We start from the raw sequence: 25,933 nt of genomic DNA, 5'->3' as shown, positions 1-25,933 counted from the left end.
TGCTGCCGAATCAGTGGAGCGCATTCTACAGCGTTTCTCTCCAGTGTCAAGCGCTTATTTTTGATCGCCTTTAAAAAATCTAAAGAAAACCAACCACTTGCAGACTTCCTTGCCTTCCCTTGCCAAGCGCTTTTTCAAGACCTCCCCGACAAGAGAGGCGTATTATAGGCACAATTCTTACAGATGCAAGACCTTGAAGGAAAAAAATTACCGATTTCGAAATGCGGCTTTTAGACCTTATACTCCCAATCTAAATCCATAGTTCTTTACTGCAGTGAAAATGCAGTAGCCTTTGTAAGGAAGTTACCAGTGCGTCACCGACTGACTCATCTTTTCTCTCTATTTATAGCGCCACTGTTATTAGCGGCTGGCGTCCTACTGGTTATTACCTTTAACCTTTTACCTTCCGGACTGGTTCGCTTTACTGAAATCACTGTCTGGCTGTTTGCTCTGATCGGTTTGCTCCTAACCCTGGCTTATGCAAGAACCCGTAATTTCTTTGCCATCCTGTTCGTTTTTCTTAGCTACCAAGTGATGATGAAGGGTATTCAGCTCCCGGTAACTCAAGGCACTGAAACTCCGGTTGAGCCGGCAACAGTCTACAATCTTTTAAGCTTCTTGCTGCCTAGCTGCATCCTGGTTAACTCACTTTGGCCTGAGCGCTTTCATTTACTGCAGGACAAGCTTTTGCGCTTACTGGTTTTCGGTCTCTTTATCATCATCCTTTTGGCCATCGGCCACCGCTACCCCGCTGAAGTGAACGGCTTGTTTAACCCTGTTCACTTCCCTGCTTTATATATAGAGCAGTTGGGCTTACCCCAATTGTCCCTGTTTGCGTTCATTGGCAGCCTCACCGTTCTCTTCATTCAGCTGCTTATCAACCCTCAGCCTTATTATGCTGCCCAGTGGGTTGCTTTGGTTGCCATGGTGTTGGCGCTGCCTCATTTTCACCATGAATATGCACCCGCTTTAGTAACCAGTTTGGCCTTGATCATGCTAAGTATGGCCGTTCTTCAGGAAGCCTTCCAAATGGCTTTCCGCGATGATTTGACGGGGCTACCTGGGCGCAGGGCATTAAATGAACGTTTACAGCGCCTGGGAAGGAACTATGCGATCGCTATGTCTGACGTCGACAAGTTCAAGGTTTTCAATGATACCTATGGCCATGACCTGGGTGATCAGGTACTCAAAATGGTTGCTGCCCAATTAAAGCGTGTTGGCGGCGGCGGTAAGGCTTATCGCTATGGTGGCGAAGAATTCACCCTGGTCTTTCCAGGTAAAACGGCCGAAGAGGCTAAACCTCATTTAGAAAAGTTGCGTATTGCCATTGAAAACTATCAAGTAAAAATTCGCGATGAGTCAAAAAGACCCAAAAGCGATAAAGAAGGCAAACAAAAACGTAATCAAACATCCAAGGACTGGGTATCTGTCACCATCAGTATGGGCATCGCAGAGCGCGGGTCAGATCTGGGCAACCCAGAAGAAGTGATTAAGGCCGCGGATCAAGCCCTCTATAAAGCCAAGAAGGCTGGACGCAATCAAATAGCCTTGGCGAAATAACATGAGCGGAAGACTCATCGTAACGCCGTGCAACCTGGAGTTGGAAACGGGACAGCCGGTCATCCAGATGTCCGAGCTGATAACCGGCTTTAACCTTGCCCCTTGTCGCCCACTCTCGATACTCAGGCAGCCTGAGCAACAGCTAACACTGGACCAGGCTTTTTGGAGTTTCACACCGCCCTGGATGAAACAGCTCGACCAGGCACCCTATATCCTGCGCAGTGAGAAACTATTAACCAGCCCTATGTTTAAAGAAAGCTGGGAAAGTCGGCGCTGCGTGATTCCAGTCACTGGCTATTACCTTTGGCTACAAATGAAACGTCGCAAACAAGCTTTTGCGATCAGAAAAGAGCACAATCGCCCATTTTTTCTTGCCGGACTCTGGACTCGCTATCCAGTCGCACCTGGGCGCAGCTATGATTCCTTTGGATTAATCAGCACCCCGGCTACCCGCTGGCTGGGACAGCTCTCACCAAGAACACCACTGACCATCGATTCTGCTCAACTGCAAGTTTGGCTTAATAAAGCCACTCCCAGTGCTGACTGCCAAGCCCTTTTAGAGCCCTGCGAACAGGGCTTTGAGTTCTACCCCGTTAGCGATCTGGTCAACAACCCAGACAATCAAAGCTCCCAGGTAGCATCCCCCATAGCAGATAGGCGTAAACCCAAGTGAGCAGGGAACTTTCCCTGCTGATCATTGCCAGTTAACCTGTTAACTTTAGATCAGGAACTCTTGTCATGTCTGTAACCACAACTAGATTCTACTGCTCAGCTCTAATCCTTGCTGCCACCCTGATCAGCCTAGCAGCCTGCAGCTCATTAACTCGTCAGGAACCCATGACTTCTCTACCTACACCCATTACAAGTCCACTGGACACTCGCGAATACCGAAGCCTGGAGCTCAACAATGGACTTAGGGTTCTCCTGATCAGCGATGCTGATGCCGAGAAGGCCGCAGCCTCCATGAATGTCGCCGCTGGTAGCCTGCAGGACCCGGATGAATGGCCTGGCTTGGCACATTTTTTAGAACATATGCTTTTTCTGGGAACCGCCACCTATCCTGAATCCGATGCCTACCAGAACTATATCCGCCAACATGGCGGCAGTTACAATGCCTTTACCGCTCCCAGGGACACCAACTATTTTTTTGATATCCGTCCCGAACACCTGGACGGTGCCCTCAGCCGCTTTTCCCGTTTTTTTGTTGACCCCCTTCTTTCCGACGATTACCTGGAACGAGAAATCAATGCTGTTCACTCCGAATGGAGCGCCACCCTGCAAGACGATGGCAGACTGAGACTGGCAGCCCTTCGTCAGGCATTGAATCCAGAGCATCCGTCCTCTCGGTTTAGTGCGGGTAATCGAGACTCCTTGGATATAGAAGACCCTGCTTTGCGTCAAGCCATGCTGGCTTACCATGAAAACTACTATCACCCTGATCGCATGACACTGGTCATCATCGGCCCTCAGGACCTGAACGAGCTGGAAGCCCTCACTGAAAAGCACTTTCTGGACCTGGAAACCAAGACCAGTGAGCCTGATCCCAAGTGGCCAGAGTTAGTCAGATCCGAAGATCTGCCTGCCCTGTTGGAAATCAAACCTCTACGCCAAACCCGACAGCTTCAGCTTTTATTTCCAATTGCGGACTCTACAGCTGATTTCAAAAAGAAACCTGACACCTACTTAGCCCACCTTATAGGCCATGAAGGTCAAGGCAGTCTTTTGGACGCACTCAAGCAGAAGGGCTGGGTTACTGAACTATCGGCTGGCAGCCAAATGCGCACTGGTCAGGAAGCCCTCTTCAGTATCAACCTACAATTAACGCCCACGGGCGAAGAGCACCTAAAGGAAATTGAAGCTGCGGTCTTTGCCTGGCTCAACCTGATTCGTGAAGAAGGTATTGAAGAATGGCGCTTTCAGGAAAAAGCAAAGATAGCGGCCAACAGCTTTCGTTACCAGGAAAGAAGTGACCCGAGCAACCTGGCCACTCACTTGGCCATGCAAATGCCTCTTTATCCAATCGAAGACCTCCTCCGAGTTCATTCTGCCTGGGATACCTTTGATGCCGAGTTGATTCGTGACTATCTCAACCAACTGAAGCCTGACAACCGCCTGACCCTCCATATCAGTCCTGACGTTGAAACAGACTCAGTAGCTCCTTGGCTCCCCGCCGAGTATCGTCTACAGCAACCCTTAAGCGAAAACCGGGCACGCTTAGTTGCTCCACCCGAGTTTCTTGAGCTTCGCCTGCCGGGGCCTAACCCCTTTATTCCCAGCAACCTGACTTTGAATGACGGCGAACAGCAGCTGCAGCCTCAACGAATCAAAGAAACCACCGGCATGGAAGTTTGGCAGGGTTTGGACACCAGCTTTGAAGCACCCAGAGCCCAACTCTATATCAGCCTTCAGAATCCACGCGTTACCTCTAGTTTGCGTGAGCGCCTACTGGCTCAACTGACTGCACGCTGGTTACAAGATGAGCTGAATGCACCCGGCTATCCTGCCCGGCTTGCTGGCTTGAACTATGACATCCATGCTCATTCACGGGGCCTAACCCTTAGCCTCGGTGGCTATAACTCAGAGCAAGAACGCTTACTGGAAATGCTGCTCGAAACCCTGTTAACAGCCAGTGTGGATGAAGAACACTTCCAGCGTCTTCAACTACGCCAAGAAGAAGCCCTGATCAACCAGCGTCGTGATCGACTTCCCCAGCAGCTCATCCGGCAGACCTTTAACGATAGCTTGAGCCCTTCCTGGACTCCTGAAGAACAGTTGAAAGCTCTGCCCAAATTAAAGGCTGAAGACCTTGCTGATTTTGTGGAAACCTTTCCCAATCAGCTCTATGTTCAACTACTCAGCTGGGGCAATCACACACCGGCAGCGGTGGAACGGCTCGCCGACAAGTTGCAGCAAAGACTCCAGCCCGGCCTGACTCCAGAAGACGTAGAACGTCTGGGCATCAAACAGCTGCCACCCGGACAGTGGAGTAAAAAACTCAACCTGGAACACAATGACCGCGCTCTACTCTTTTACTTCCAGGGTAAAAGCGGTGACCCCAAAGAAGAGGCTTACCTCAGGCTGATTGCTCAACTGCAATCCTCTGCCTTCTTCCATGAACTCAGAACGCGCCAGCAACTGGGTTACGCAGTATTTAGCAACTTTTTACCCCTGATTGATCAACCGGGGCTTTTCTACTTCATCCAGTCACCGGATACAGAGCCCGATGAGCTGGCCGAAGCCATAGAAGCCTTTCTACGCAGTGACTTGCAACGTTTGGAAAAACTGGACAAGCAAGACTTTGAAGAGCACCGTCAAAGCCTGATCAACCGCCTGACAGAGAGTGATAAGCGCTTGAGCCAGCGTGCGGATGGTTTTTGGCAGGAAATCGGTAACGGGCGTTACCAGTTCGACTACAAGGATAGAGTCGCAAAAGAAGTAGCCAGCATCGACCGTGAAGCCTTGACCACTTTCTATACCCAGTTGATGAACTTCTCACGTGCTGCCTACTTGGTAGGCAGCTCTCCAGAAAGAAGAGGGCGCCTCCTGCCAGGACAGGAAGCCGATCCAGACAGCTGGCCCGTCAGGATTTTGGAAACTAATAATCCATAAACTGTAGCGGCAAGATGGATTCAACATAGAGCTGTAGCTCCTGAAGAAGAAACAACTGTTCTTCTTCCAGGGGCTGCTGGCTCAGACGAACCAGCTCCGCTTGTAAACCCTGCAGGGTCAAACTGGAAAGCTGGGCTGAATTCATCTTTTGCCAACGAAATTCATCCCAACGCTCACGTTCTGTAGAAGTCAGGGTTTCAGGCCAATTACGCGCACGGTAGCGAAATAGCATTTCTTCAAGACGCGAATCTTCAAAAGCCAAATCCAACTCCGCCAACTCCTCCGGGTGAGCCTGATGAATGCTTGTAAAAGCCTGCTTATCCCGTGATGAGAAGAAGGCCCCCGAATAGAGCATCAAATCAGGGTCCTGCATCTCCTGAGTACCTGGACCTGAAGCAAAAACCTGCTGCACCTTCTGACTCAGATCACTGGCCACCAGCTGCTGCCAGTGGTTTTCATTTTCACGCAAATCCAGCCCCAGGCGCTCAGCCAGATGGGGCTCCATTGCTTTGGCGGGTAGTAGAATCGGACAACGGTTAATATGCACCACTTTAAGTGGCAGCCTTTCCAAACCCTGCGCCTGCAACTCTTCCGTTGAGGTGAAAACCCTTTGCTGAATCGCCTCTGCACTCAACTCAAATAGCGGCCGAGGATCTGCAGCAAGATCATAAACAATCACCCCGTTGGGGTTGGATGGGTGCTGGGCCAAAGGCAAAACAATAGCTGCACAGCCGCGGCTTGCCGGGTAGCGACTGGAAATATGCAACAAAGGTTTGGGGTTATGCACTTGCAGCAGTGGCGCCACCTGGTGTTTACCGCGCAAACTAAGCAAATGCTCAAAAAGGCGGGGTTGCTTTTCTTTGAGCAAACGAGCCAAAGCAATGGTTGCACGAACATCCGCCAAAGCATCGTGAGCTGCGGCACCATGATGAATACCATTGGCGGCGGTTAAATCTTCCAAACGAAAACTGGGTGATCCATCTTCCTTTAGAGGCCAGTTGATCCCTTCAGGGCGAAGTGCGTAAGTTGCTCTAACCACATCAATCAAATCCCAGCGCGAGTTTCCGTGTTGCCATTCCCGCGCATAGGGGTCAATAAAATTACGGTAAAAAAGGTGGCGACTCACCTCATCATCAAAACGGATGGAGTTATAGCCCAGGACACAGGTATTGGGCACTGACATCAGTTCTTGGATACGCTGCGCAAATTCAGTTTCCGGCAAGCCTTCGCGGTAAGCCTGCTGAGGCGTGATGCCGGTTATCAAGACTGCTTGAGGGTGAGGCAAATAGTCATCAGCTGGCTGGCTGAAAAACATTTGCGGCTCACCAATTTCATTGAACTCAGCATCCGTTCTTATTGCAGCAAATTGGCAGGGGCGGTCTCGGCGGGGGTCCGCTCCAAAGGTTTCATAGTCATGCCATAAAAAGGTAGTGTCCTGGACTGCTGAACTCATTAAATCGCCTGATTAATTGGATTAACTGGATAGGTGCTTTTCTGGGAAAGTAACATTAATTTCAAGAATTGAAAGCCTGTCGCTTTCTTGCATCTGCACTCGAACCTGATCATTGGAAACAGCCACATAGCGTTTCACCACATCCAGAATATCCTGCTGCAAACGTGGCAGAAACTCGGGCTGACCTCTCAGGGTTCGCTCATGAGAAAGAATGATTTTTAGCCTCTCCTTGGCAGCAGAAGCCGAAGTCTCTTCATTGCGTTGAAAGAGTTCTTTAAACCTCATTTACGGCCTCCGAACACTCGACTGAAAAAACCAGATTTTTGTGGCTCGGCAAAACGCAGGGGAAGGGTTTCACCAAGCAAGCGGCTCACTGCATCCTGGTAAGCGATAGCCGCATCTGTACCCTCTTCATGGATAACGGGAATACCTTTATTCGACGCTTTCAGCACCGCCTCGGATTCAGGAATCAAACCGATTAAAGGAACGGCCAGAATTTCCTGCACATCATCCAAAGACAGCATTTCTCCCTCAGCAACGCGTTGACTGTTATAGCGGGTCAGCAGCAGGTGCTCATGAATTTTTCCGCCATTTTGAGCAGCCCGGGTTTTAGCCTGCAAAAGCCCGATAATGCGGTCGGTATCCCTAACCGAAGAAACCTCGGGGTTGGTCACCAAAACCGCTTCATCAGCGAAATACATCGCTAGCTGGGCACCCCGCTCAATTCCTGCAGGAGAGTCACAAAGAATATAGTCAAAATCAAGGCTGAGCGCATCAATCACCTGCTCAACACCTTCCAGTGTTAGTGCATCTTTATCGCGTGTTTGGGAGGCAGGCAGCATGAAGAGGTCATCTGCTCTCTTGTCACGAATTAATGCTTGGTGCAGGCTGGCTTCTCCCTGGATCACATTGACCAGATCATAAACAACCCGGCGCTCACACCCCATCACCAGATCCAGATTGCGCAGGCCCACATCAAAATCGATCATCACCGTTTTGTGGCCTCTCAGAGCTAGCCCGGTTCCCAGGGAGGCGCAGCTGGTCGTTTTACCCACACCTCCCTTGCCTGATGTCACCACGATAACTTTTGCCAAAACCTTCCCCTTCCTTTTCCTTGCTGTTTAACTCATGCCGCTTAACTTGGATATCACCAGTTTTTCATCCTGCAGCGCAATACAGACAGCTTCACCTGTCTGTATTGCTTTTGAATCAAGACTGGTTTGATAGTGGCCTGCAATGGCCACCAATTCCGCTTTCAAACCCAGGGTAAAAATTCTTGCTTGAACATCCCCATGAATACCCGCCAAAGCACGCCCCCGCAAGGCGCCATAAACATGTATCTGCCCACTGGCAAGCACTTCACCTCCTGGATTGACACTGCCCAAAACGATTAGATCGCCTTTTTCATGAACAAGCTGCTGACCACTGCGCACCGAACCCTCATAAACTTTGCTTGCACCCAGCTCTTCCTGATTGGCTGCCACCAAAGGACGCTCCTGAGTATTCAAAGCCATTAGACCCAGAGACTTGGCTTCAGACTGAAAAGCCGAGTCGGCACTTCTGATGGCTACCAGCTGAATGCCTAAATCAGTGCAGAGTTTTTGAAATCCCCGAAGGTTGAAGCTTTCTAAATCCTTTAATTCAACAACCAAAGGGGCAGCCTTCAGCAGGCTATTACCCTTTGCAAGCCGTTGCTTTAGCTCTGTTTCCAAAAGATGTAGGCGGTCTGTATTGGGCTGCATCAAGGTGGCAGGCAAAGAAGTGCCTTTAAGACGAAAAGGTGTCGTCACCAGATTCAAACGCGGATTGGCAGCATCAGCCATAACAAGTACTCGCCTCTGGATAGTAAAAATCAAGATACTTGAATTCTACCAAGCATCCCATTAAAAAAACCTTAACGCCCTAAATTCAGCAATTCAGTCAAAGGAGCCTGCCCCTGCAAGGCTTGAATCTCTTTAGCTTCCAACCAGGTATCAAGAGCCTGCCCAGTGACCTCAGCACAAGCCTGAACAGCATGTGCCCAACTGCACTGATTAGCCAGCAACAGTCCCATAACATCCAAGGTGCCGCCGCGGTTGATATAACCTAAGGCTTGAGTGTGTGCAGCACCCAGATCCAGAGAGCGCAGGTGCCCTAAAAAGACTTCAGGCCGCCCGTGACACAAGAACACCCGCTTGCTGACTGTTGAAGGAAAAAGACGCTCGCGCACCGCTGTGGGTGCCTGCCAGGCCGCTTCCTCCTTGTCTCTGGGCACACGGAAACGCCCCGGCTCCTGCAGGTACACCAGAGAAGCCTTTTGACCCCGCGCATCCAAACGCCTCCAGGCCAAGAGAGCCTGAGTGAGCTGATAGGCACCTATAGCCACCAGCTGTAAAGGGGCATCAGCCTTGCCAGCCATCCATAAGGCGCCGTTTTTTGCCAATTCCTGAGCTTGCTCAGCACTCAGGTGCACCGGCAAGCTGCGTTTGGGAATGACCAGGTTGGCAATTTGTCCGGTATAACGATAAACGTCCAGCAAAGCAGCTGCTGCCGAATTAGCATCGGCTGGAAAGAGGACGCGAGAAACATCAGCCATTTCCCCCATCAGGGCTTCGGCCAGTGTCGGATCTTGGTGAGACTGCTCATTCTTGCCGTTTTCCCAAAGATGCGAACTGGAAATCACCGGCACCGACAACCAGCCTGGTCGTTCACCCTTTTCAATTTGATGGCGTGAAAAAATAATTTCCTGGCGCAAAGCACCCAGCATTTTCACGGCAAAAGCCTCATAAGAAACGGCCAAATTCAGGCCACCCTTATTAGCCAAAGCAGCACTGACTACGGCTTCTTCATTCAAAGCCGTAATCACAGCTCCATCCAAGGCTTCATCTTGAGATAATTCAGGTTGGGGAACCCGATGCTTTAGCTTAGCTAGAGTCAGGTTCATGTTGTTGCTGGAAATCTCATCAGGATTACCGACTCTAACCCTTAGCTTGGGGTTGGCTTTGATCAGCGCACAAAAAGCAACATCCACAGCGGCCATGGGTGAGTGCTCTGCCTTTTGAACCATCAGCTCTGATAATTGAGGTATTTGGGGAGATTCAACCCGACGGTTAGCCAAAGGGTGGTCACGCTCCAGGCAACGCCTTTGGAGTTGATGCTGCTGAAAGCTTTTGACGGCCTGATGCAACTCATCAGTAGCCACCCAGAGTCGGGAAGCACCTTCATTAAACAGACGCCGCGCTTCTTCATCCTTTGCAGGGTTTCCTGGCAAAGGCGTGCCATGGGCGCGATTCGTACCAGCACCGGGAAAACCATACCCTTTAGGTGCTTCCGCAATGACATAGGGTAGTCTGGCCGGATACTGCCTACGCCCAGCGGCTATTTCTGCGGCCTCATCCTCCAGCCACTGTTCGCCCATCAGAATGCCCCAGGCAAAAGCCGCAGGATCACGGCCATCAATCACTGCTGGTTGAAAACCATGATGATAAAGGTGGTCGGCAAACCAGTCGGCACCCCCTTCCATCATTAGGGTCGATCGCTGATCAATACGGCGTCCATTGGCAATCATGATGGGGACCACCCAGCCGGTATCTTCGGCACGCCACCAAAGTGGCGACCAGTCACTGCCACGCTGTTCTTCAAAGGCACCATCAGAAAGGAAAGCCACTAAACGCTCTCCCTTCTCACTGGCATGAACATATTGCAGGGCAGTAAAACCCAGATAGCCGCCTTCACTGACCGCACCAGCAGTATTTACATTCATGTGGCTACCCAGAGGAGAGGCAGGCTTGCCCTCATCAGTTAACGCATAAGAATAGAAATCCTGCACAAAACGGCTGAGCACTTCTGAACTCCATTCAGGATAAGCCTTGGCATGCACTTCTTTCTGGTTACCCAAGAGTAAATTAACACTGTCTATCGCTGCTACACAGTGGCCCTGTTCCATTAGCCAGCTTCGCGTGGTTCCTCCCAGTAGATTAGAAAGCATATAACCCACATAGGCTGGCACCATATTGAGTGATCCACCCGTATGGCCCTGAGGGTCTTCCTTGAAATCACCAGGCTTTAAGGGCTGACCCTCCACATCAACTTTTTTAGCGTAGGTGGCATGAACAACCAGCCACATGGCTGCATTGGCCAGGCGGTCAGCCGCTTTCAGGGTTTGCAGAAGAAACCGTCTATCTTCACCCTGTTGTTCCTGCTGATCCAAAAGCCCAGCAATTCTGACTTGAGTAAGCGGCTGATGTACTATCACCCCATGGCCTTCAGCCCAGGCAGCAAACTCAGGATCACTGGCGCGCAAACGCTGTGCTTCCTGTTCAACATGTAGAAGATCTGTTTCAGCAGCATAGAAATGGGCAGTCATAAAAACTCCTTGTCAGGCGATAACTTATACTGCGCGCCTGAAGCCTTCATCTGATAGAATGGCAGGCTCTCTGTCAGGACGCCTCTTTTTCTTCTAGTCTATTCGTCCTGGCTAGGCTTTGCACCTTCAAACCGGTGCAAATAACTGAAAGAATCAATTTTATCGATCTGGTAGCAAGGGCACTCTTAGTCATGAATTCGTTGTTAGTCCGAATCGCACCGCGCTTCTTCAAACCTTCGCTTGAACACAGCAAGCGCAGCATCCGTTTCATGGCCCTACAAAGATTAGATTTGCAGGACAAGCTGCAACAGCAGCATTTTCTGGAGTGGCTGGAAAAAGAAAAAGACCCCCAGTTAGTTCAAAACGCCCTTCCCCTTTTCCCTGAACCGGAACAACTGGCCAGCCTACTGGAAAAACCACTTCAGCCAGCTGTGACGAATTTGCTGATCCAATATCTTGTCGAGCAGCTAACAGACCCAGGCAAAGAAGAAGCCGAGCGCAAAAAGCTGCTGGAAAAAATCCAGCAGCCAGGACTCTTGCTTGCAGTTATTAGTAGCGCCAACGAACAAGAAATGCGCTTGCAGGCTATGCAGCAGTTGGAAAGCGATGAAGCCGACTGGTTGGAGATAGCTCTCAGCAATTCCATGGCACGAGTGCGTTACCAGGCAGCAAGCCAGATTCAACAGGAAACCAGTTTAGAGCAATTGGTCAAAGAGGCTCAGGGCGACAAAAGAGTTTTACGCCTAGCCAGGGAACGTCTCACGGCGATTAGAGCCAAACAGCAGGAAGCGCTGGAAGCTCGCGACCACCAACAAAAACTGGTACGAGAGCTGGAACAACACCTGAACAGCAAAGACCAACAACTCTTTGCGGCTCGCCTGGAGCACATGCAGCGGCAGTGGTCACAGCTTCAGCATTTTCCTGCGCCTGCATCACTCACCCAGCGCTACCAAGAACTACTAAAAATGGCTCAACAAAGAGCTGAGCAGTTGGCCGCCGAAGAAAAAGCTCTGCGCCTTGCAGAGCAACAAAAGCAAGCGGCCCGCCAAGAGCAGAAACAACTGTTCGAGCAGCTTCAACTGCTGCAAAACCAGCTCGCTAACACCCTAAGTGAACAGGGCGATCTGCTACATGAAGAATTTCAGCAATTACAAGCAGCCTGGACTAAAAGCACCAGCCAGCATCTAGCTGAGCCAAACCTTGCCAAACAATGGCAACTAAGCCTGAATCAGCTCCACCCCCTGCTAACCAGTTGGCAAACTTTTAAAAACCACCTGCCGGAATTACAAATCCTGTTAGCAGAAAGTGAGTGGTCATCTCAACAGCTCAGGGCCGCCCAAAAGCTGATCAGCCTGATCAATTGGCCTTTAGCCATTCAGGCGCCAGCTGAAATTCATGAACTGCAAGAACTAGTCAAAGAGCTCAAGCCCTTCCAGCCAGAACCAACAGTTCCAGGCCAGCCGCCATTTAACGAGCAAAGCTGTCTAAATAAACTCCAGTTGCTTGAAGGTCACCTGGATGAAGGCAACAGCCGTGATGCCCAAAAAATCCTGCAACAGCTGCAAGACAACTTTGCTGCTGCTCCCACCAGTTTTCGTAACCAGCAGTCCGCCTACTTCAATCGACTAACCGCCCGCGTTGCCGAACTCAAAGACTGGCAGGGCTTTGTTGCTGCACCCAAGCGTGAAAGCCTGTGTGAACAGATGGAAGCCCTGGCTGAAGATCAAAGCATGGAGCCTCAAGCCAAAGCAGACCGCATCCAGGCTTTACAACAGGAATGGAAAGAGCTGGGTTCAGCCGCTATGAACAAAGCCCTCTGGAAACGCTTTAAAGCGGCAGCGGACCTAGCTTATGAACCCTGCAAAGCCTGGTTTGCCGAACAAGCTCAGCAGCGTGAGTACAACCAGCAGCAGCGCCGAATTATTTGTGAAGAGTTGGAAAAACTGACTAGCAGCAATCAGCGGCAAGAGCTTGATGAAAACGCACTGGACCAACTCCTCACTCAGGTTCATGAAGAATGGCGTCGTTTTAATCCGGTTAACCGGGCAGAAGGCAAGCGCCTTGCCGAGCGTTTCCAACTTGCACTCCAGCCCATTAAAGATCATCTCTATCAGCTGCGTAAAAATCATGCTGAGCAAAAGCGCGAACTCATCAAGGCAGCCAAAGCCCTTCTGGAAGAAACGGACATCAAGGCCGCAACAGCCACCAGCAAAGACTTGCAAAAGCAATGGCGTGACCTCGGTAAAGCGCCTGGGAGCCTGGAGCACCAGCTTTGGAAGGAGTTTCGTACCGCCTGCGACCGCCTATTTGAGCGCCGCGATCAACAAAAAGATGAACACCTGCAACAGCAGCAGGATAATCTGAAGCAGGCCCGCGAACTGCTGAACACAGCAGAACTAGCACTCAGCGAGGGTGACCTTGAGCTTGCCCTGGAAAAGCAGCGGGAAGCATCCACCATCCGCCCTCTTCCACGCTCTGATCAAAGCGGTTGGGATGAACAGCTACAGAAGTTCAAAAAGCAGCTACAGCTGGCCCGTCAGCAACAACAAAAGCAAAAGCAGCTCAACCAGCTACTCAGCCTTTGGGAAGCACTACCTGACGACCAGCCGCTAGAAAACACTGAACTTGCCAGGAAGCTAACTCTTCAGTTGGAAACCCTGGCTGGCATTAGCTCACCTGAAGAAGACCAAGCTTTAAAAATGCAGCTACAAGTCGAAAGACTCAATGCAGGCATCAAGGGTGAAGCAGCCCCACAGGAAAAAACCCAGGAAGCCGAAGAAGCCCTAAAAACCTGGCAAGAAGCGATAGCCAGCCGTCAAGGCCCTCTCGGTCAAAGGTTTATACTCGCCTTACAACAGCTTCACCAGGCTTAACCGCAAAAGGGCAGGTCGCCCTGCCCTTTTGTTAGTCTCTCAACACTCATATTGGCTTAGTGCATGAATTGACCACCATTCGCTGAAATATTGGCACCCGTAATAAAACTGGATGCTTCGTCAGCAAGAAAAACCACGATACGCGCAATATCCTCAGGCTCACCAAAGCGCCCAACAGGAATCTGCGCCTTAATCCCTTCACGAACATCTTCTTTGATCTTCATGATCATATCCGTAGCGATATACCCTGGAGAGATGGTGTTAACAGTAATCCCCTTGCGAGCCGTTTCCTGAGCCAAGGCTTTGGTAAAGCCGTGCATGCCTGCTTTGGCCGCAGAGTAGTTGGTTTGCCCCATTTGGCCTTTCTCACCATTAATGGAAGAGATATTGATAATTCGACCATACTGCTGCTCAAGCATGGCATCCAGGCAAGACTTGGACGTATTGAACACACTATCCAAATTGGTTTTGATAACCGCCTGCCACTTTTCAAAATCCAGCTTCTTGAGCATGCCGTCGGCTGTTATCCCGGCATTATTGACCAACACAGAAACCGTGCCAAACTGCTCAGCAATCTCTGCATAGCTCTTACGAACTGAGTCAAAATCTGTGACGTCAGCATAGCTGATCGCAATATCATACCCCGCTGCTTTTTGTTCTTGTTGCCAAGCCTTGGCTTTTTCTTCATTGGAATAGCCTGCTACCACCTGATAGCCAGCATCAGCCAATGCCTTACAAATGCCCGTTCCGATACCACCAGTACCTCCGGTTACCCAAGCAACTTGTTTTTGCATAGTGAACTCCCTCAATAAAAATAATGACCGGCTAATGCCGGAGTTTTACAACACTGTTCTTGTTTTTCTTATCCAGTAACGTAGCTCATAAGCTTTTTATTTTTATGTTGCCCAGAACCCACTAGTCACAATTTAGTGATTTACCTGTTAATTGCAAACAACCTTTGGTCGTGTATTGACAGGTGTCATAAAACACGTATAATTCGCGCCACTGATGCGGGGTGGAGCAGCCTGGTAGCTCGTCGGGCTCATAACCCGAAGGTCGTCGGTTCAAATCCGGCCCCCGCTACCAAATTCTTAGAAGGCAGATCAATAACTTAGTTGATCTGCCTTTTTTGGTTTCTGGTCCCAAAAAACCAGGTGGCAAAATGTGGCTGACCTTAAGCCATTCTATTAACTTTAGCTTAGTAGGATATAACCTGGTCCGCTAGTCCTCTTCATGGCGTTCAAGCAAATCGCCAACCTGGCAATTTAAAAGCCCGAATGATTTATCAATCACTCCCAGGTCCAATCTCTGAGCTGTCTCACTAACCACATCTATGACGTTTATTTTGCGAAGCTCATTAATTTGGAAACGTCAGAGTGGCGTAAGGATCAGTTTTTCAGGTAACCTTCCTCAATAGCGGTAAACTTCTCTACTTGCTGCCGTCTTCTTTCTATTTTCTATGCCTCCTGAGAACTTCAGGCCAATAAGGCTCAACACTTGCCAAAACCAAGCGTTAAACCCATGCATGTTCAAATGACTCCCGGCATGAAAGCCCAACTACTTGGACTGCTAGTGGTTGGACTGCTAGTTTTGAGCAGCCATCTGCATGCCATTGAGGGAGTTAAACAAGCTCTGTCACAAGCCGAGGTTCTGGTTGGCCCCTATAGCGAAGAGATAAGGCCTCCCGATGACAGCCGCGCCTGGCAGCCCTTTAACTTCGATACGGGAGTGGACAACAGAGAGCAGGAATTGATTACCCTTTGGGTTCGCACCGAGTTTTCTCTGAACACCCCTCTCAACGAACCCCTCCAGCTCTATCTACCACGCCTCTATCACGGTGGTCGAATCTACCTGAATGGCACCTTGTTGGCCTGGATACGCGGTGATGACCCCACGACCCAGGCCCGCTGGTTGCGCCCGCACCTTATTAGCCTGCCTCTGGATACCCTGCAGCAAGGCGATAATCAGCTGCTGATTAAAATGGATACCCGCTGGCCGAACGCTACACTGGGTGTCCCCCTGGTTGGTAGTGAAGACTTAATTCAGCCAAGGTACTTTCAACGCTACTTTGTTGAACATGGGTTGATTGTTATTTCAGTGACCGTCTTATTGTTGGGCGGGCTTTTCCTGTTAGCCATTTGGGTGCGCCGCCGCAAAGAAGTGGGCTATGCACTTTTTGGTTTAGCGATGCTGGCCTGGGGCTTGCGCTCTGCCTATAACCTTTTACCTCTGATTCCTTTGGATTACTGGCTGCTCAGTCGCGCTGTCTTTTATGGTTTAACTGGCTTTGGAAATATTCTCTTGTGCCTGTTTATTCTCCGAACGGCTCAGTTCCATCGCCGTTGGCTGGAGCGGTCAGCCCTGGCCTATGCCACCGCCGGCCCCCTGACGATGTTACTCATTGGTGAGCGTTTTGTGCAGTGGGACGCCTGGTGGTATCTGGGAGCCATGCCACTAAATGTCTTTGCTGTGCTGTTGATTTTTCGGGCGACCTGGCAACAGCCCAGCTGGGACCGCATTGCTTTGGCGACAGGGATAGTCTTAAGTGTTGCGGCCTTTGTGCATGACTCGGCGCTTCAGGCTGGCTGGCTGACCTACTCGGATATTTATCTCAGCTATATAGCGGTATCCCTGATCCTCGCTTCCATGGGCCTGGTATTGGTTGCTCGCTTTACCGATGCCCTCCAGTGGGAAGAAACCAATCGCTACGAACTGGCTCAACGCGTCAAGGAACGTGAGCGCGAATTGGCCGCCAACTATGAATCTTTGCGTGAGCTGGAAGCCGAACAGGTGCGTACCAGCGAGCGCCAAAGGATTATGCGTGACATGCACGATGGCCTGGGTTCTCAGCTCCTGTCTTCCCTGGTGCTGGTAGAAGCAAGCGATCTTAATCACCAGCAAGTGGCCCAAGTGCTGCGAGAATGCTTGGATGACATGCGCCTGGTTATTGATACCCTTTCATTGGAAGACGGTGACCTAGTGACCGCTTTGGGAACCCTGCGCTTTCGCATGGAACCCCGACTAAAACGGGCGGGCATAACGATTAGTTGGAAGCTGCAGGGTGCTGTAGAAGAGATTGAATTAGGTCCCGAAGAAGCCTTAGCTATTTTGCGAATCGTTCAGGAAGCCCTAAGTAATGTACTCAAGCATGCACAAGCCACGCGAATCGAATTTACTCTGCAACAGGCTGCACAAGGCCTGCAACTTTCCATTCGTGACAACGGTTGTGGGTTTGACCTGGACAGCAAGGCCAACGGCAGGGGCCTGACCAACCTGCACAAACGTGCAACCTCCATAGGTGGCGAGCTACAGATATTCAGTGACTCATCTGGAACCGAAGTGCAGCTGACCACCTTCAATGCCTGATGTTTTTGGTGTAACTTAGCGAAAACCAATTGACTACTAAGTAATTTTTAGCCCGTTCCAGGGAGTTACAGGATGATTCAGTGCTAACCCCCTCTCTATTTTATCTTGCCAACCTGCTTTTCTGCCTCGCCTACATGGTTCGTGACATGGCCTGGCTAAGGGCAATTACTATCCTGGCAGCAACCAGCACCCTGCCTTACTTCTACTTCCAGTCGGCTCCTCTCTATTCGGCAATAGGCTGGCAAACCGCGTTTATTATCATCAATGCGATTAATCTCACGATTCTTCTTCTACAGCGACGCCCGGTTAAACTCGATGAACAGGAGCAGTGGCTGCAGAGCACCACACTCCGTTTACTCAAACCTCGTAAAATGCTCCGCCTATTACGGTTGGCCAAAACCCACGAAATTCCTGCCGGAGAGCCGCTGATTCACCAAGGCCAGAAATTGAATGCACTGCTACTACTGCTGTCCGGAAAGCTCAGCGTGCAGGTCGAAGGCCAGCCCCGGGCAACACTTAAGCCAGGTGACTTTGTAGGTGAGATGAGTTTTATCAGCGGCCAGCTCACCAGTGCTGATGTTGTCGCTGACGAGCCAGCTCGTTATCTGGAATGGCCAGCAGATGCTCTGGATCGCCTTTATGCACGTGATTCAGAGATCAAGGACGCCCTTCAGGGCGCTCTTGGCATGGACATGGCCAGCAAGCTGGCACGCCAAGCAACCTAGCCCTAGCTTAATCCGGCCTTTTAACGGCAAAGAATTCACCCAAGGACGCATATTGAGCACCACCCAAACGGGCTAAAGGGTTTATTTTTTGAGCATCAATCAGATAACGACCCTTGGCTTTATCTTCCGTAATGGCTTGGTCATCCACATGCACCTGCAAAAGCTCGGCATAGATCACCGCCTGTTTTCCCGGACCGAGATAATGCACATCATAAAACCTGGCATGAAAAGCAATTGGTGCTGCCTTTAGCCGCGGCAAAGGGCAACCTGGAAACTCCACCAACTCGCCTGCATCCAAATGCTCCAGTTCCGAGTCACCATAAGCCAGGGTTGCAGCGCTGGCGGTTACATCCTTGGCCTGTTCAACACTCGGCAAGTGAATCACAAAATCCCCTCCTTGAATCAGATTACGACGGGTGTCCTTGGGTTCTTCCGGGCCCTTGTGGCCCATCGATAACATCACCAGCGGTGGATCTGAACAGACGGCATTGAAATAAGAGAAAGGAGCCAGGTTGTATGAAGGTTCACCTGAATCAGCAGGCAGGTTGCGGGTCAATACCCAGGCAATAGGGCGTGGCAGAATGCTTTGCGTCATTAAATGATAACGGGTCGTTGCCGTCAGCGGCTGAAGATCGATTTGCACAAAGACTCCTTGTGAATACCAGTATCAATAAAACAAGGCTGTAAAGCCATGAAGCTCTTGGTATCCTAAGCTTCCTTTAGCACTAACAGCAAGAGCAACCTATGCAGCCAGCCACCAATAAAACAACGAAAGGTCCTGAGCTTTCCTGTGCTAGGGCACCCTTAACCCTGAAAACACAAGTGATGAATGAGCAGGGCGAATGGCAGGAACAGGCCCTGGCCTGTGAGCGCCCTCTGACACTTTATCTGGACAAAAGAGAGCTGGTAACCCTGATGACTCTGGGTGAAGACCCTGAAGCCCTGGTATTAGGCTATCTACGTAATCAGGGTTTGGTTGAACAGCTTGAAGATATTCTAGCCATTCAGGTCGACTGGGAAGTCGAGGCTGCGGCTATACGTACGGCCAGAACCGCGGAAAACCTGGAAGAAATTCTTTCCCAGCGTACTGTCACGACTGGTTGTGGTCAGGGTACTGTTTTTGGCAATCAAATGGCCCGACTGGAGCAAGCAGAACTGCCACAATGGCAACTCAAGCAATCCCAGGTTTACAAGCTGCTGCAAGCCTTGAATGACTATAATGCCACCTACCGCAATGCGGGTGCTGTGCATGGCTGTGCGGTTTGTACCGCTGAAGGGGAGGTTCTGGCCTTCTGTGAAGACATAGGCCGTCATAATGCGGTTGATACTCTGGCCGGGCGCCTATGGCTGGAAGGACTTAACCCAGAGCAGGCTATTTTCTACACCACCGGCCGCTTGACCTCAGAGATGGTTATGAAAACCGCACAGATGGGGATTAGCGTTCTTCTTTCCCGCTCGGGTGCCACCCAAATGGGCTTGGAGATTGCCCGCAAGCTGGATATTCTGATGCTGGCAAGAGCCAAAGGTAAGCATTTTCAGGTCTTTAGTGCCGACCAGCGTCTTGAACTGGATGCCCCACCCCCGTTGCGCCCCGGAGATAGGAAATGACTGTAAGCAGTCCTTATATGACCGTCAGGGAAGTCGCTACCTACCTGCATCTTAATGAGAAAAAAGTTTATCAATTAGCCAGTGACGGCCACCTACCAGCAACCAAGGTAACCGGTAAGTGGCTCTTCCCCCGCAAACTGGTGGATCAGTGGTTGATGGAATCCAGTCATCACGGTGTTCTGAGTGACCGCTTACTGATTTCAGGAAGTGATGACCCCCTCCTGCAAGCCGCCCTGTTAAGAATGATGCAGGAGCAACAGTACCAGGCCCTCTACAGCTATATGCCCACAGGCACCCAGGCCGGATTAAGCCTTTTGGCTCAGGGTTTAGTGGATTGTTGCACCCTCCACTGGGGGAAAGCAGAAGAAAGCCACCTCCGTCACCCTGCGCTGATTCGTCAATATACCGGCGCACGCCACTGGGTCTTGGTTCACCTATTCAAACGTCAGCAAGGCTTAATGCTACGTAAGGAAGATGAGCAGCAACCCCTGGCCGAACTACTTAAAAAACGCTGGGTGGTACGCCAGGAAGGAGCTGGTTCACAACGTTTTTTGAAGGATTGGCTAGGGCAACAGGGTGCTCAGTTGGAAGGCTTGGATAAAACTGCAATGGCCCTCACTGAACGAGAAACCGCTGCCGCTATAGCCCAGCATCGTGCTGATCTGGGCCCTGGCACTCTGGCTGCCGCAACTGAATTAGGTTTGGGCTTTCTGCCCGTTTATGAAGAGGCTTTTGAGCTGGTTGTGCCTCGCCCCGTGTACTTCAGGACCCTCTTACAACAGCTGTTCGAATGGTTACAAAGTGAAGAGGGAAGACGCAAAGCAGAACAACTGGAAGGCTATCAGCTTGGCCAGTGCGGCAAGCTGGTCTGGAATGGTGAAGACCGTAAAGACTAATTAGCGATTCTGCAGGGCTTGCTGCATTTGTTCCATGCGATCAGGCATTTCATAAGTCAGGTAGGTCGTTGTATCCGGCCAGCCACGATGCACAAGAACCTGAACGCCACCTCTTTGCCACTCAAATTCTACCGGGCCTTCGGCTCTGCGCCCCATCACTCGCTGCCAGGGGCCGAGTTGATCGCGAACCTGTTCTGCAATCTGGCGTACCTGCTCAGTATCATTAAAAGAACGAAAAGTAATTTCTGCTACCGCAAACAACTCTTCATCCAGGGTGTAGCCAACAGCCATTTCTGTTGCCCCCGCCATCCAAGGAGAAGGGTCATACAAATCATAGGGATAGCTATCCACTTCACGAACGACTCTCACACCTGCTTCACTAATAGCTGTGCGCATTGCAGCTCGTTCGGCTTCAGGCAAGGCTAAACCAAACAACTGAATGGATTGACTGAGTGTCACCTGATGCATCCAAGCCAAACGCTCATCCGGCAAGCGTATCTGTAACCAAACACCCTGACGTTGAATTTCTGCCACTTGGTCACCAGCCGACAACTGGGTCACCAACTCGGAGGAACCATGAGGCTCAGCCCTTACATTGGCAACAGGGACTGCTACCGTCCAGGTGGAGGAAGCATCTGCCTGGCTCACCGCTGGAAAGGCAACCAACAGCAAAAATGCAAGGCTTAAGCCAAAAAAAGTGCTGGCAACCAGCTCTACACGACCGGAAAGCGAGCGCTGAGCGATATTTCTTGAAGATCCATTCATCTATCCTGTCCACCTGCTATATACGATTACAGAAGAACCAGGTCAGGTGACCTGCTCTGACGACCTACTAGAAATTCAATAAAAAGTAGCTTATGTGTCTCATCTCCCTATGAAAGCTTGCCTAGGATAACCACAGGAAGCTACAGACCGCAAATACTTAGGTCAGTTTCTTATAGCTATATTGTAATAGCTTCTTTGTATCGAAAGGAACTCTAGTAACAGTAGGTTTATATTAACAGCAGTTATGCAAAAAAATAGCCTGGATCTAAGCCAGGCTATTTAATGTTTTTTCTACTTCAACCGGTTAGTCCCAGCTTAAAGCACCACCCACCTGGTATTCAGTAACTCGGGTCTCAAAGAAGTTTTTCTCTTTGCGCAAGTCAATGATCTCGCTCATCCAGGGGAAGGGGTTAGTCGCTCCCGGGAACTGCTCTTTCAGGCCGATTTGCGCCAAACGGCGGTTACAGATGAAGTGCAGATACTCTTCCATAATCGCCGCATTCATACCCAGTACACCGCGTGGCATGGTATCGCGAGCATAGTCAATTTCCAGCTGAGTCCCTTCCAAAATCATCTGGGTGATTTCATCCTGAAATTCGGGCGTCCACAGGTGGGGGTTTTCGATTTTGATCTGGTTAATCATATCGATGCCGAAGTTCAAGTGCATGGACTCATCACGCAGGATGTACTGGAACTGTTCAGCCACGCCGGTCATCTTGTTACGACGGCCCATGGAAAGAATTTGGCTGAAACCACAGTAGAAGAAGACACCTTCAGTCACCACATAGAAGGCAATCATATTGCGCAAGAGTTCCTGATCCGTTTCCGGTGTACCCGTCTGGAAATCAGGACGTGCGATTGCCTGGGTGTGCTTCAGACTCCAGGCTGACTTAGCCGCTACCGAAGGTACTTCCCGGTACATATTGAAGACTTCACCTTCATCCATACCCAAGGATTCCACGCAATACTGGTAAGCATGGGTGTGAATCGCTTCTTCAAAAGCCTGGCGCAGCAGGTACTGGCGACACTCGGGGTTAGTAATCAAACGGTAGATAGCCAGCACCAGGTTGTTTGCTACCAAGGAATCCGCGGTGGAGAAGTAGCCCAATGAACGCATCACAATCAGACGCTCATCTTCGGTTAAGCCGGTCTGACTTTTCCACAGGGCAATGTCCGCATTCATATTAACTTCTTGCGGCATCCAGTGGTTGGCACTGCCATCCAGGTACTTCTGCCAGGCCCATTCATATTTAAAAGGCACCAGTTGATTCAAATCCGCACGGCAGTTGATCATGCGCTTATCATCAACAGCAATACGGCCAGCGCCCATTTCCAACTCTTCCAGGCCTGCAGCCACATCAAGGTTTTTCAAGGCTTCAGCAGCACGAGCATGCAGGTCACCCTGAGGCTGGGGCTGATACTGGCGTGCTGGCTCAGCAACGGCTTTGGATACAGCCGCAGGTTCAGGTGCAACAGCTGGCGGCTGCTCGGATTCAGCCGCCTTGGATTTCTGGGCAGTTACCGCCGTATCTTCTTCGTAATCATCCCAACTCAACATGACATCTACCTCGTCTAGTCCTATAAAACATTTTACTGACAGGCTTCACAGCCCAGGTCATCTATATCGCCGCCCTTGGGAACGCCTTGGCCACTGCGTCCTTCCAAAAAATCATCCAAACCTCTGGGTTCGGGAGCTGGGGCAGCAGCAGGTGCCGCAGCCGGAGCTGTACTCACAGCATTCAGGTTACCTCGCTCAACCGTCGATTTTTCAACCGAGGTAGCACCCAGTGCGCGCAGATAATAGGTGGTTTTCAAACCGCGGAACCAAGCCATCCGGTAGGTGACATCCAGCTTTTTGCCGGAAACCCCTTGGATGTAAAGGTTGAGCGACTGGGCCTGATCTATCCACTTTTGGCGACGTGAAGCAGCCTCAACCAACCAACGGGGCTCCACTTCAAAAGCGGTGGCATAACGTTGCTTAATTTCTTCAGGAATCCTGTCGATCTGCTGTAAGGAGCCATCGTAGTACTTGATATCGTTGACCATTACCTCATCCCACAGGTCGTGCTCTTTCAGGTCTTTCACCATATAGGGGTTAACAACCGTGAATTCGCCTGACAGGTTAGATTTCACATAGAGGTTTTGGTAGGTCGGCTCAATAGATTGAGAAACACCGCAGATATTGGAAATTGTTGCCGTGGGTGCAATGGCCATAACATTGGAATTGCGCATACCCTGTTGGACCACTTTTTCCCGCAGAGCGTTCCAATCCTGAGTGCTTGAAGTGTCCACTTCCAGATACTTTTCGCCCCTTTCCTGGCGCAGCTTCTCTATGGAATCCAAAGGCAAAATGCCCTGGCTCCACAAGGAGCCTTCATAGGTTTCATAGCGTCCACGCTCAGCCGCCAAGTCTGACGAGGCTTCAATTGCAAAGTAGCTCACCAGCTCCATTGAACGGTCGGCAAAGGCCACCCCTTCATTGGAAGCATAGGCGATACCCTGCTTATAGAGCGCATCCTGAAAGCCCATGATTCCCAGACCTACCGGGCGGTGCCTTAAATTGGATTTGCGAGCCTGGGGTACGGCGTAGTAGTTGATATCGATGACGTTATCAAGCATACGCACAGCGACTTTAACGCTGCGCTTAAGTTTCTCTACATCCAACTGACCCTGGTCATTAATATGCTGGATCAGATTGATGGAACCCAGGTTACATACCGCAATTTCATCAGCACTGGTGTTTAGAGTGATCTCGGTACAAAGGTTCGAAGAGTGCACCACACCCACATGCTGCTGAGGTGAACGCAGGTTGCACGGATCTTTGAAGGTAATCCAGGGGTGGCCTGTTTCAAAAAGCATCGACAGCATCTTACGCCACAAATCTGCCGCCTTGACCTTTTTGAACAGCTTAATCTCACCGGTTTGGGTTTTGGCCTCATAGGCTTCGTAGGCTTCTTTAAATGCCTGACCAAAGAGGTCATGAAGATCGGGTACATCATTGGGTGAGAAGAGGGTCCACTCCTGATCTTCAAAGACCCGCTGCATAAACAGATCAGGCACCCAGTTTGCTGAGTTCATATCATGGGTACGGCGACGATCATCACCGGTGTTTTTGCGCAGCTCCAGAAATTCTTCAATATCCAGGTGCCAAGTTTCCAGGTAGGCACACACAGCGCCCTTGCGCTTGCCACCCTGATTGACCGCCACAGCCGTGTCGTTGACGACTTTAAGGAAGGGAACAACACCCTGGCTCTTACCATTGGTGCCCTTGATGCGCGAACCCATAGCACGAATTGGTGTCCAGTCATTGCCCAGGCCACCGGCCCACTTGGACAGCATGGCATTATCATGAATCGCGTTGTAAATGGCATCCAGATCATCAGGAACAGTCGTCAGGTAGCAGCTCGACAGCTGGCTCCGTACAGTGCCCGAGTTAAACAGGGTCGGTGTGGAAGCCATATAGTCAAAGGAGGACAGCACCTGGTAAAACTCAATGGCACGAGCTTCCCGGTCTTCTTCATTCAATGCCAGGCCCATAGCGACACGCATAAACATCACCTGGGGCAGCTCATAGCGCACATCTTCATGATGCAGGAAGTAGCGGTCATAAAGTGTTTGCAGGCCCAGGTAAGTAAACTGGTTGTCTGCTTCAGGATTCAAGGCTGCACCCAGGCGCTCCAAATCAAACTCGGCCAAGCGGGGGTCCAACTGCTCAAATTCAATACCTTTTTCGATATAGACCTTGAATGCCTGAGGGTACAGTTTTTTCATATCTTCCTGAGTGGCTTCCTCAGCCACTTCCAAGAAGGACAAGGCTTCACGACGCAGGTTATCCAGCAGCAGGCGCGCAGTAACGTAGGTATAGTCAGGCTCCTTTTCTACCAGCGTACGCGCGGTCATCATCAGGGCGGTGGATACACCATCGACAGGAACACCGTCGTAGAGGTTTTTGATTGAATCTTCAACAATCTTTTTGGCGTTAACTCGTTCAAGGCCTGCACAGGCTTCTTCAACCAGGGTTTCGATACGCCCCAAATCCAGAGGGCGGCGTTGACCATCACGATGTTCAACACTGATGGTTGGGTGCGGCTTATCGATCCCTTCCTGTTGGGCAGCACGCAAGCGCGCATGCTCTTCACGATAGAGTACATAGGCGCGTGCAACCTTTTGTTCACCTGAGCGCATCAGCGCCAGCTCAACCTGGTCTTGGATATCTTCAATATGTAGGGTGCCACCTTCGGGCATACGACGCATAAAGGTGTCCATGATTTGATCGGTCAGTTTTTCGACCAGATCACGCATACGGCTGGAGGTGTCAGCACCTTCACCTTCAACTGCAATATAAGCCTTGCGCATGGCAACAGAGATTTTGCTGGCATTAAAAGCAGCCAGTTCGCCATTACGTTTGATGACTCGCAGCTTTCCTGGAGCAGTGGTTTGCAAATCCTTGTCAGCTGCTTGGGTCGACGAGGCTTCGGCCTGATAATCGCTTGTTGTCGTGCTCATTTCGTGTCCATCTCTTTGAGTAAAAACCCCTACATATAGGGTCTGATAAATTCTGAGGCACAAGATAGTGTTGTTTGCCTACTTCTGCAAGTGAGTATCCTGTGGACAATTTGTGTAGCGATTCCGTGAACGGCTATTCGTCTTTCAACACCTGAAATTCTTTGGCTTTTTTATTTTGATGAAATTTTTGTATTGGCTTTTATTGTCATCATTGAACAAAATCATAA

At 50.5% G+C, this 25,933-nt stretch carries 18 protein-coding genes and 1 tRNA gene; 9 read left to right on the top strand and 10 right to left on the bottom strand.

The features are described from left to right. The first annotated feature begins 309 nt into the window (after positions 1-309). The 3 genes from BM185_RS14155 (at position 310) to BM185_RS14145 (ending at position 5,169) form a co-directional block, all read left to right on the top strand. On the top strand, positions 310-1,560 hold the full coding sequence (locus BM185_RS14155) for a GGDEF domain-containing protein (RefSeq protein WP_091965102.1): 1,251 nt from the start codon (positions 310-312) through the stop codon (positions 1,558-1,560). 1 nt (position 1,561) lies between these two features. Continuing rightward, a complete protein-coding gene (locus BM185_RS14150) occupies positions 1,562-2,233 on the top strand; it encodes an SOS response-associated peptidase (RefSeq protein WP_091965100.1) in 672 nt (223 codons plus the stop codon). 164 nt (positions 2,234-2,397) lie between these two features. After that, positions 2,398-5,169, top strand: a complete 2,772-nt coding sequence (locus BM185_RS14145) for an insulinase family protein (RefSeq protein WP_177203579.1) — start codon at positions 2,398-2,400, stop codon at positions 5,167-5,169. Here BM185_RS14145 and sbcB read toward each other — a convergent pair. The 5 genes from sbcB to BM185_RS14120 form a co-directional block, all read right to left on the bottom strand. Further along, on the bottom strand, positions 5,156-6,622 hold the full coding sequence (gene sbcB, locus BM185_RS14140; RefSeq protein ID WP_091965096.1) for an exodeoxyribonuclease I: 1,467 nt from the start codon (positions 6,620-6,622) through the stop codon (positions 5,156-5,158). The two genes, BM185_RS14145 and sbcB, sit on opposite strands and share 14 nt — an antisense overlap. Positions 6,623-6,643: 21 nt before the next feature. Beyond that, entirely contained in the window at positions 6,644-6,907 is a 264-nt protein-coding gene (gene minE, locus BM185_RS14135) for a cell division topological specificity factor MinE (RefSeq protein WP_091965094.1), read from the bottom strand. Further along, complete coding sequence (gene minD / locus BM185_RS14130) at positions 6,904-7,716, bottom strand: septum site-determining protein MinD (protein ID WP_091965092.1); 813 nt, start codon at positions 7,714-7,716, stop codon at positions 6,904-6,906. Before minD ends, minE begins: the two co-directional genes overlap by 4 nt. 27 nt (positions 7,717-7,743) lie before the next feature. Further along, a complete protein-coding gene (gene minC, locus BM185_RS14125) occupies positions 7,744-8,445 on the bottom strand; it encodes a septum site-determining protein MinC (protein ID WP_091965090.1) in 702 nt (233 codons plus the stop codon). A 71-nt stretch (positions 8,446-8,516) separates the two neighbouring features. Beyond that, on the bottom strand, positions 8,517-10,967 hold the full coding sequence (locus tag BM185_RS14120; protein WP_091965088.1) for a phosphoketolase family protein: 2,451 nt from the start codon (positions 10,965-10,967) through the stop codon (positions 8,517-8,519). A 191-nt stretch (positions 10,968-11,158) separates the two neighbouring features. Between BM185_RS14120 and BM185_RS14115 the strand changes: the two genes are divergently transcribed. Next, positions 11,159-13,840: a DUF349 domain-containing protein gene (locus tag BM185_RS14115; RefSeq protein WP_091965086.1), complete on the top strand. Its 2,682-nt coding sequence runs from the start codon at positions 11,159-11,161 to the stop codon at positions 13,838-13,840. Positions 13,841-13,896: 56 nt separating this feature from the next. Here the strand turns inward: BM185_RS14115 and phbB are convergent, their stop codons facing one another. After that, positions 13,897-14,634 (bottom strand): acetoacetyl-CoA reductase, encoded by a 738-nt coding sequence (gene phbB / locus BM185_RS14110; protein ID WP_091965083.1) that lies wholly within the window; start codon positions 14,632-14,634, stop codon positions 13,897-13,899. 215 nt (positions 14,635-14,849) lie between these two features. Here phbB and BM185_RS14105 point away from each other — a divergent pair. The 3 genes from BM185_RS14105 (at position 14,850) to BM185_RS14095 (ending at position 17,931) form a co-directional block, all read left to right on the top strand. Next, a tRNA-Met gene (locus BM185_RS14105) sits at positions 14,850-14,926 on the top strand. Between the two features lie 435 nt (positions 14,927-15,361). After that, entirely contained in the window at positions 15,362-17,206 is a 1,845-nt protein-coding gene (locus tag BM185_RS14100; protein ID WP_091965081.1) for a sensor histidine kinase, read from the top strand. Positions 17,207-17,286: 80 nt separating this feature from the next. After that, positions 17,287-17,931 carry a cyclic nucleotide-binding domain-containing protein gene (locus tag BM185_RS14095; RefSeq protein WP_091965079.1) on the top strand — a complete coding sequence of 215 codons (645 nt, stop codon included), beginning with the start codon at positions 17,287-17,289 and terminating at the stop codon, positions 17,929-17,931. A 7-nt stretch (positions 17,932-17,938) separates the two neighbouring features. On the opposite strand, the gene BM185_RS14090 is transcribed toward BM185_RS14095, so the two are convergent. Further along, positions 17,939-18,574 (bottom strand): flavin reductase family protein, encoded by a 636-nt coding sequence (locus tag BM185_RS14090; RefSeq protein WP_218149455.1) that lies wholly within the window; start codon positions 18,572-18,574, stop codon positions 17,939-17,941. A 101-nt stretch (positions 18,575-18,675) separates the two neighbouring features. On the opposite strand from BM185_RS14090, the gene fdhD reads away from it, so the two are divergent. Together fdhD and BM185_RS14080 are read left to right on the top strand one after the other, a co-directional pair. Further along, entirely contained in the window at positions 18,676-19,539 is an 864-nt protein-coding gene (fdhD, locus tag BM185_RS14085; RefSeq protein WP_091965077.1) for a formate dehydrogenase accessory sulfurtransferase FdhD, read from the top strand. Then, positions 19,536-20,435 carry a helix-turn-helix transcriptional regulator gene (locus tag BM185_RS14080; protein ID WP_218149454.1) on the top strand — a complete coding sequence of 300 codons (900 nt, stop codon included), beginning with the start codon at positions 19,536-19,538 and terminating at the stop codon, positions 20,433-20,435. Before fdhD ends, BM185_RS14080 begins: the two co-directional genes overlap by 4 nt. On the opposite strand, the gene BM185_RS14075 is transcribed toward BM185_RS14080, so the two are convergent. From BM185_RS14075 to BM185_RS14065, 3 genes are all read right to left on the bottom strand, one after another. Then, a complete protein-coding gene (locus BM185_RS14075; RefSeq protein ID WP_091965075.1) occupies positions 20,436-21,200 on the bottom strand; it encodes an SH3 domain-containing protein in 765 nt (254 codons plus the stop codon). 304 nt (positions 21,201-21,504) lie between these two features. Further along, on the bottom strand, positions 21,505-22,758 hold the full coding sequence (locus BM185_RS14070) for a ribonucleotide-diphosphate reductase subunit beta (RefSeq protein WP_091965073.1): 1,254 nt from the start codon (positions 22,756-22,758) through the stop codon (positions 21,505-21,507). 32 nt (positions 22,759-22,790) lie between these two features. Beyond that, the gene (locus tag BM185_RS14065) at positions 22,791-25,706 is read right to left on the bottom strand and encodes a ribonucleoside-diphosphate reductase subunit alpha (protein WP_091965071.1); all 2,916 of its coding nucleotides are present in this window, start codon (positions 25,704-25,706) and stop codon (positions 22,791-22,793) included. Positions 25,707-25,933 lie beyond the last annotated feature (227 nt).

The sequence above is a fragment of the Marinospirillum celere genome, from assembly GCF_900112235.1.
GTDB lineage: Bacteria > Pseudomonadota > Gammaproteobacteria > Pseudomonadales > Halomonadaceae > Marinospirillum > Marinospirillum celere.
Note: the sequence above shows the minus strand (reverse complement) of the source record. Positions and strands in the feature narration are given on the sequence as shown.

Excerpts from the sequence above, each read along its gene's own strand:
- fdhD (WP_091965077.1), top strand. The coding sequence starts at position 18,676 with ATGCAGCCAGCCACCAATAAAACAACGAAAGGTCCTGAGCTTTCCTGT.
- BM185_RS14070 (WP_091965073.1), bottom strand. The coding sequence starts at position 22,758 with ATGTTGAGTTGGGATGATTACGAAGAAGATACGGCGGTAACTGCCCAG.
- BM185_RS14115 (WP_091965086.1), top strand. The coding sequence starts at position 11,159 with ATGAATTCGTTGTTAGTCCGAATCGCACCGCGCTTCTTCAAACCTTCG.
- BM185_RS14080 (WP_218149454.1), top strand. The coding sequence starts at position 19,536 with ATGACTGTAAGCAGTCCTTATATGACCGTCAGGGAAGTCGCTACCTAC.
- sbcB (WP_091965096.1), bottom strand. The coding sequence starts at position 6,622 with ATGAGTTCAGCAGTCCAGGACACTACCTTTTTATGGCATGACTATGAA.
- minC (WP_091965090.1), bottom strand. The coding sequence starts at position 8,445 with ATGGCTGATGCTGCCAATCCGCGTTTGAATCTGGTGACGACACCTTTT.
- BM185_RS14065 (WP_091965071.1), bottom strand. The coding sequence starts at position 25,706 with ATGAGCACGACAACAAGCGATTATCAGGCCGAAGCCTCGTCGACCCAA.
- BM185_RS14150 (WP_091965100.1), top strand. The coding sequence starts at position 1,562 with ATGAGCGGAAGACTCATCGTAACGCCGTGCAACCTGGAGTTGGAAACG.
- BM185_RS14120 (WP_091965088.1), bottom strand. The coding sequence starts at position 10,967 with ATGACTGCCCATTTCTATGCTGCTGAAACAGATCTTCTACATGTTGAA.
- BM185_RS14145 (WP_177203579.1), top strand. The coding sequence starts at position 2,398 with ATGACTTCTCTACCTACACCCATTACAAGTCCACTGGACACTCGCGAA.
- BM185_RS14100 (WP_091965081.1), top strand. The coding sequence starts at position 15,362 with ATGCATGTTCAAATGACTCCCGGCATGAAAGCCCAACTACTTGGACTG.
- minE (WP_091965094.1), bottom strand. The coding sequence starts at position 6,907 with ATGAGGTTTAAAGAACTCTTTCAACGCAATGAAGAGACTTCGGCTTCT.
- BM185_RS14075 (WP_091965075.1), bottom strand. The coding sequence starts at position 21,200 with ATGAATGGATCTTCAAGAAATATCGCTCAGCGCTCGCTTTCCGGTCGT.
- phbB (WP_091965083.1), bottom strand. The coding sequence starts at position 14,634 with ATGCAAAAACAAGTTGCTTGGGTAACCGGAGGTACTGGTGGTATCGGA.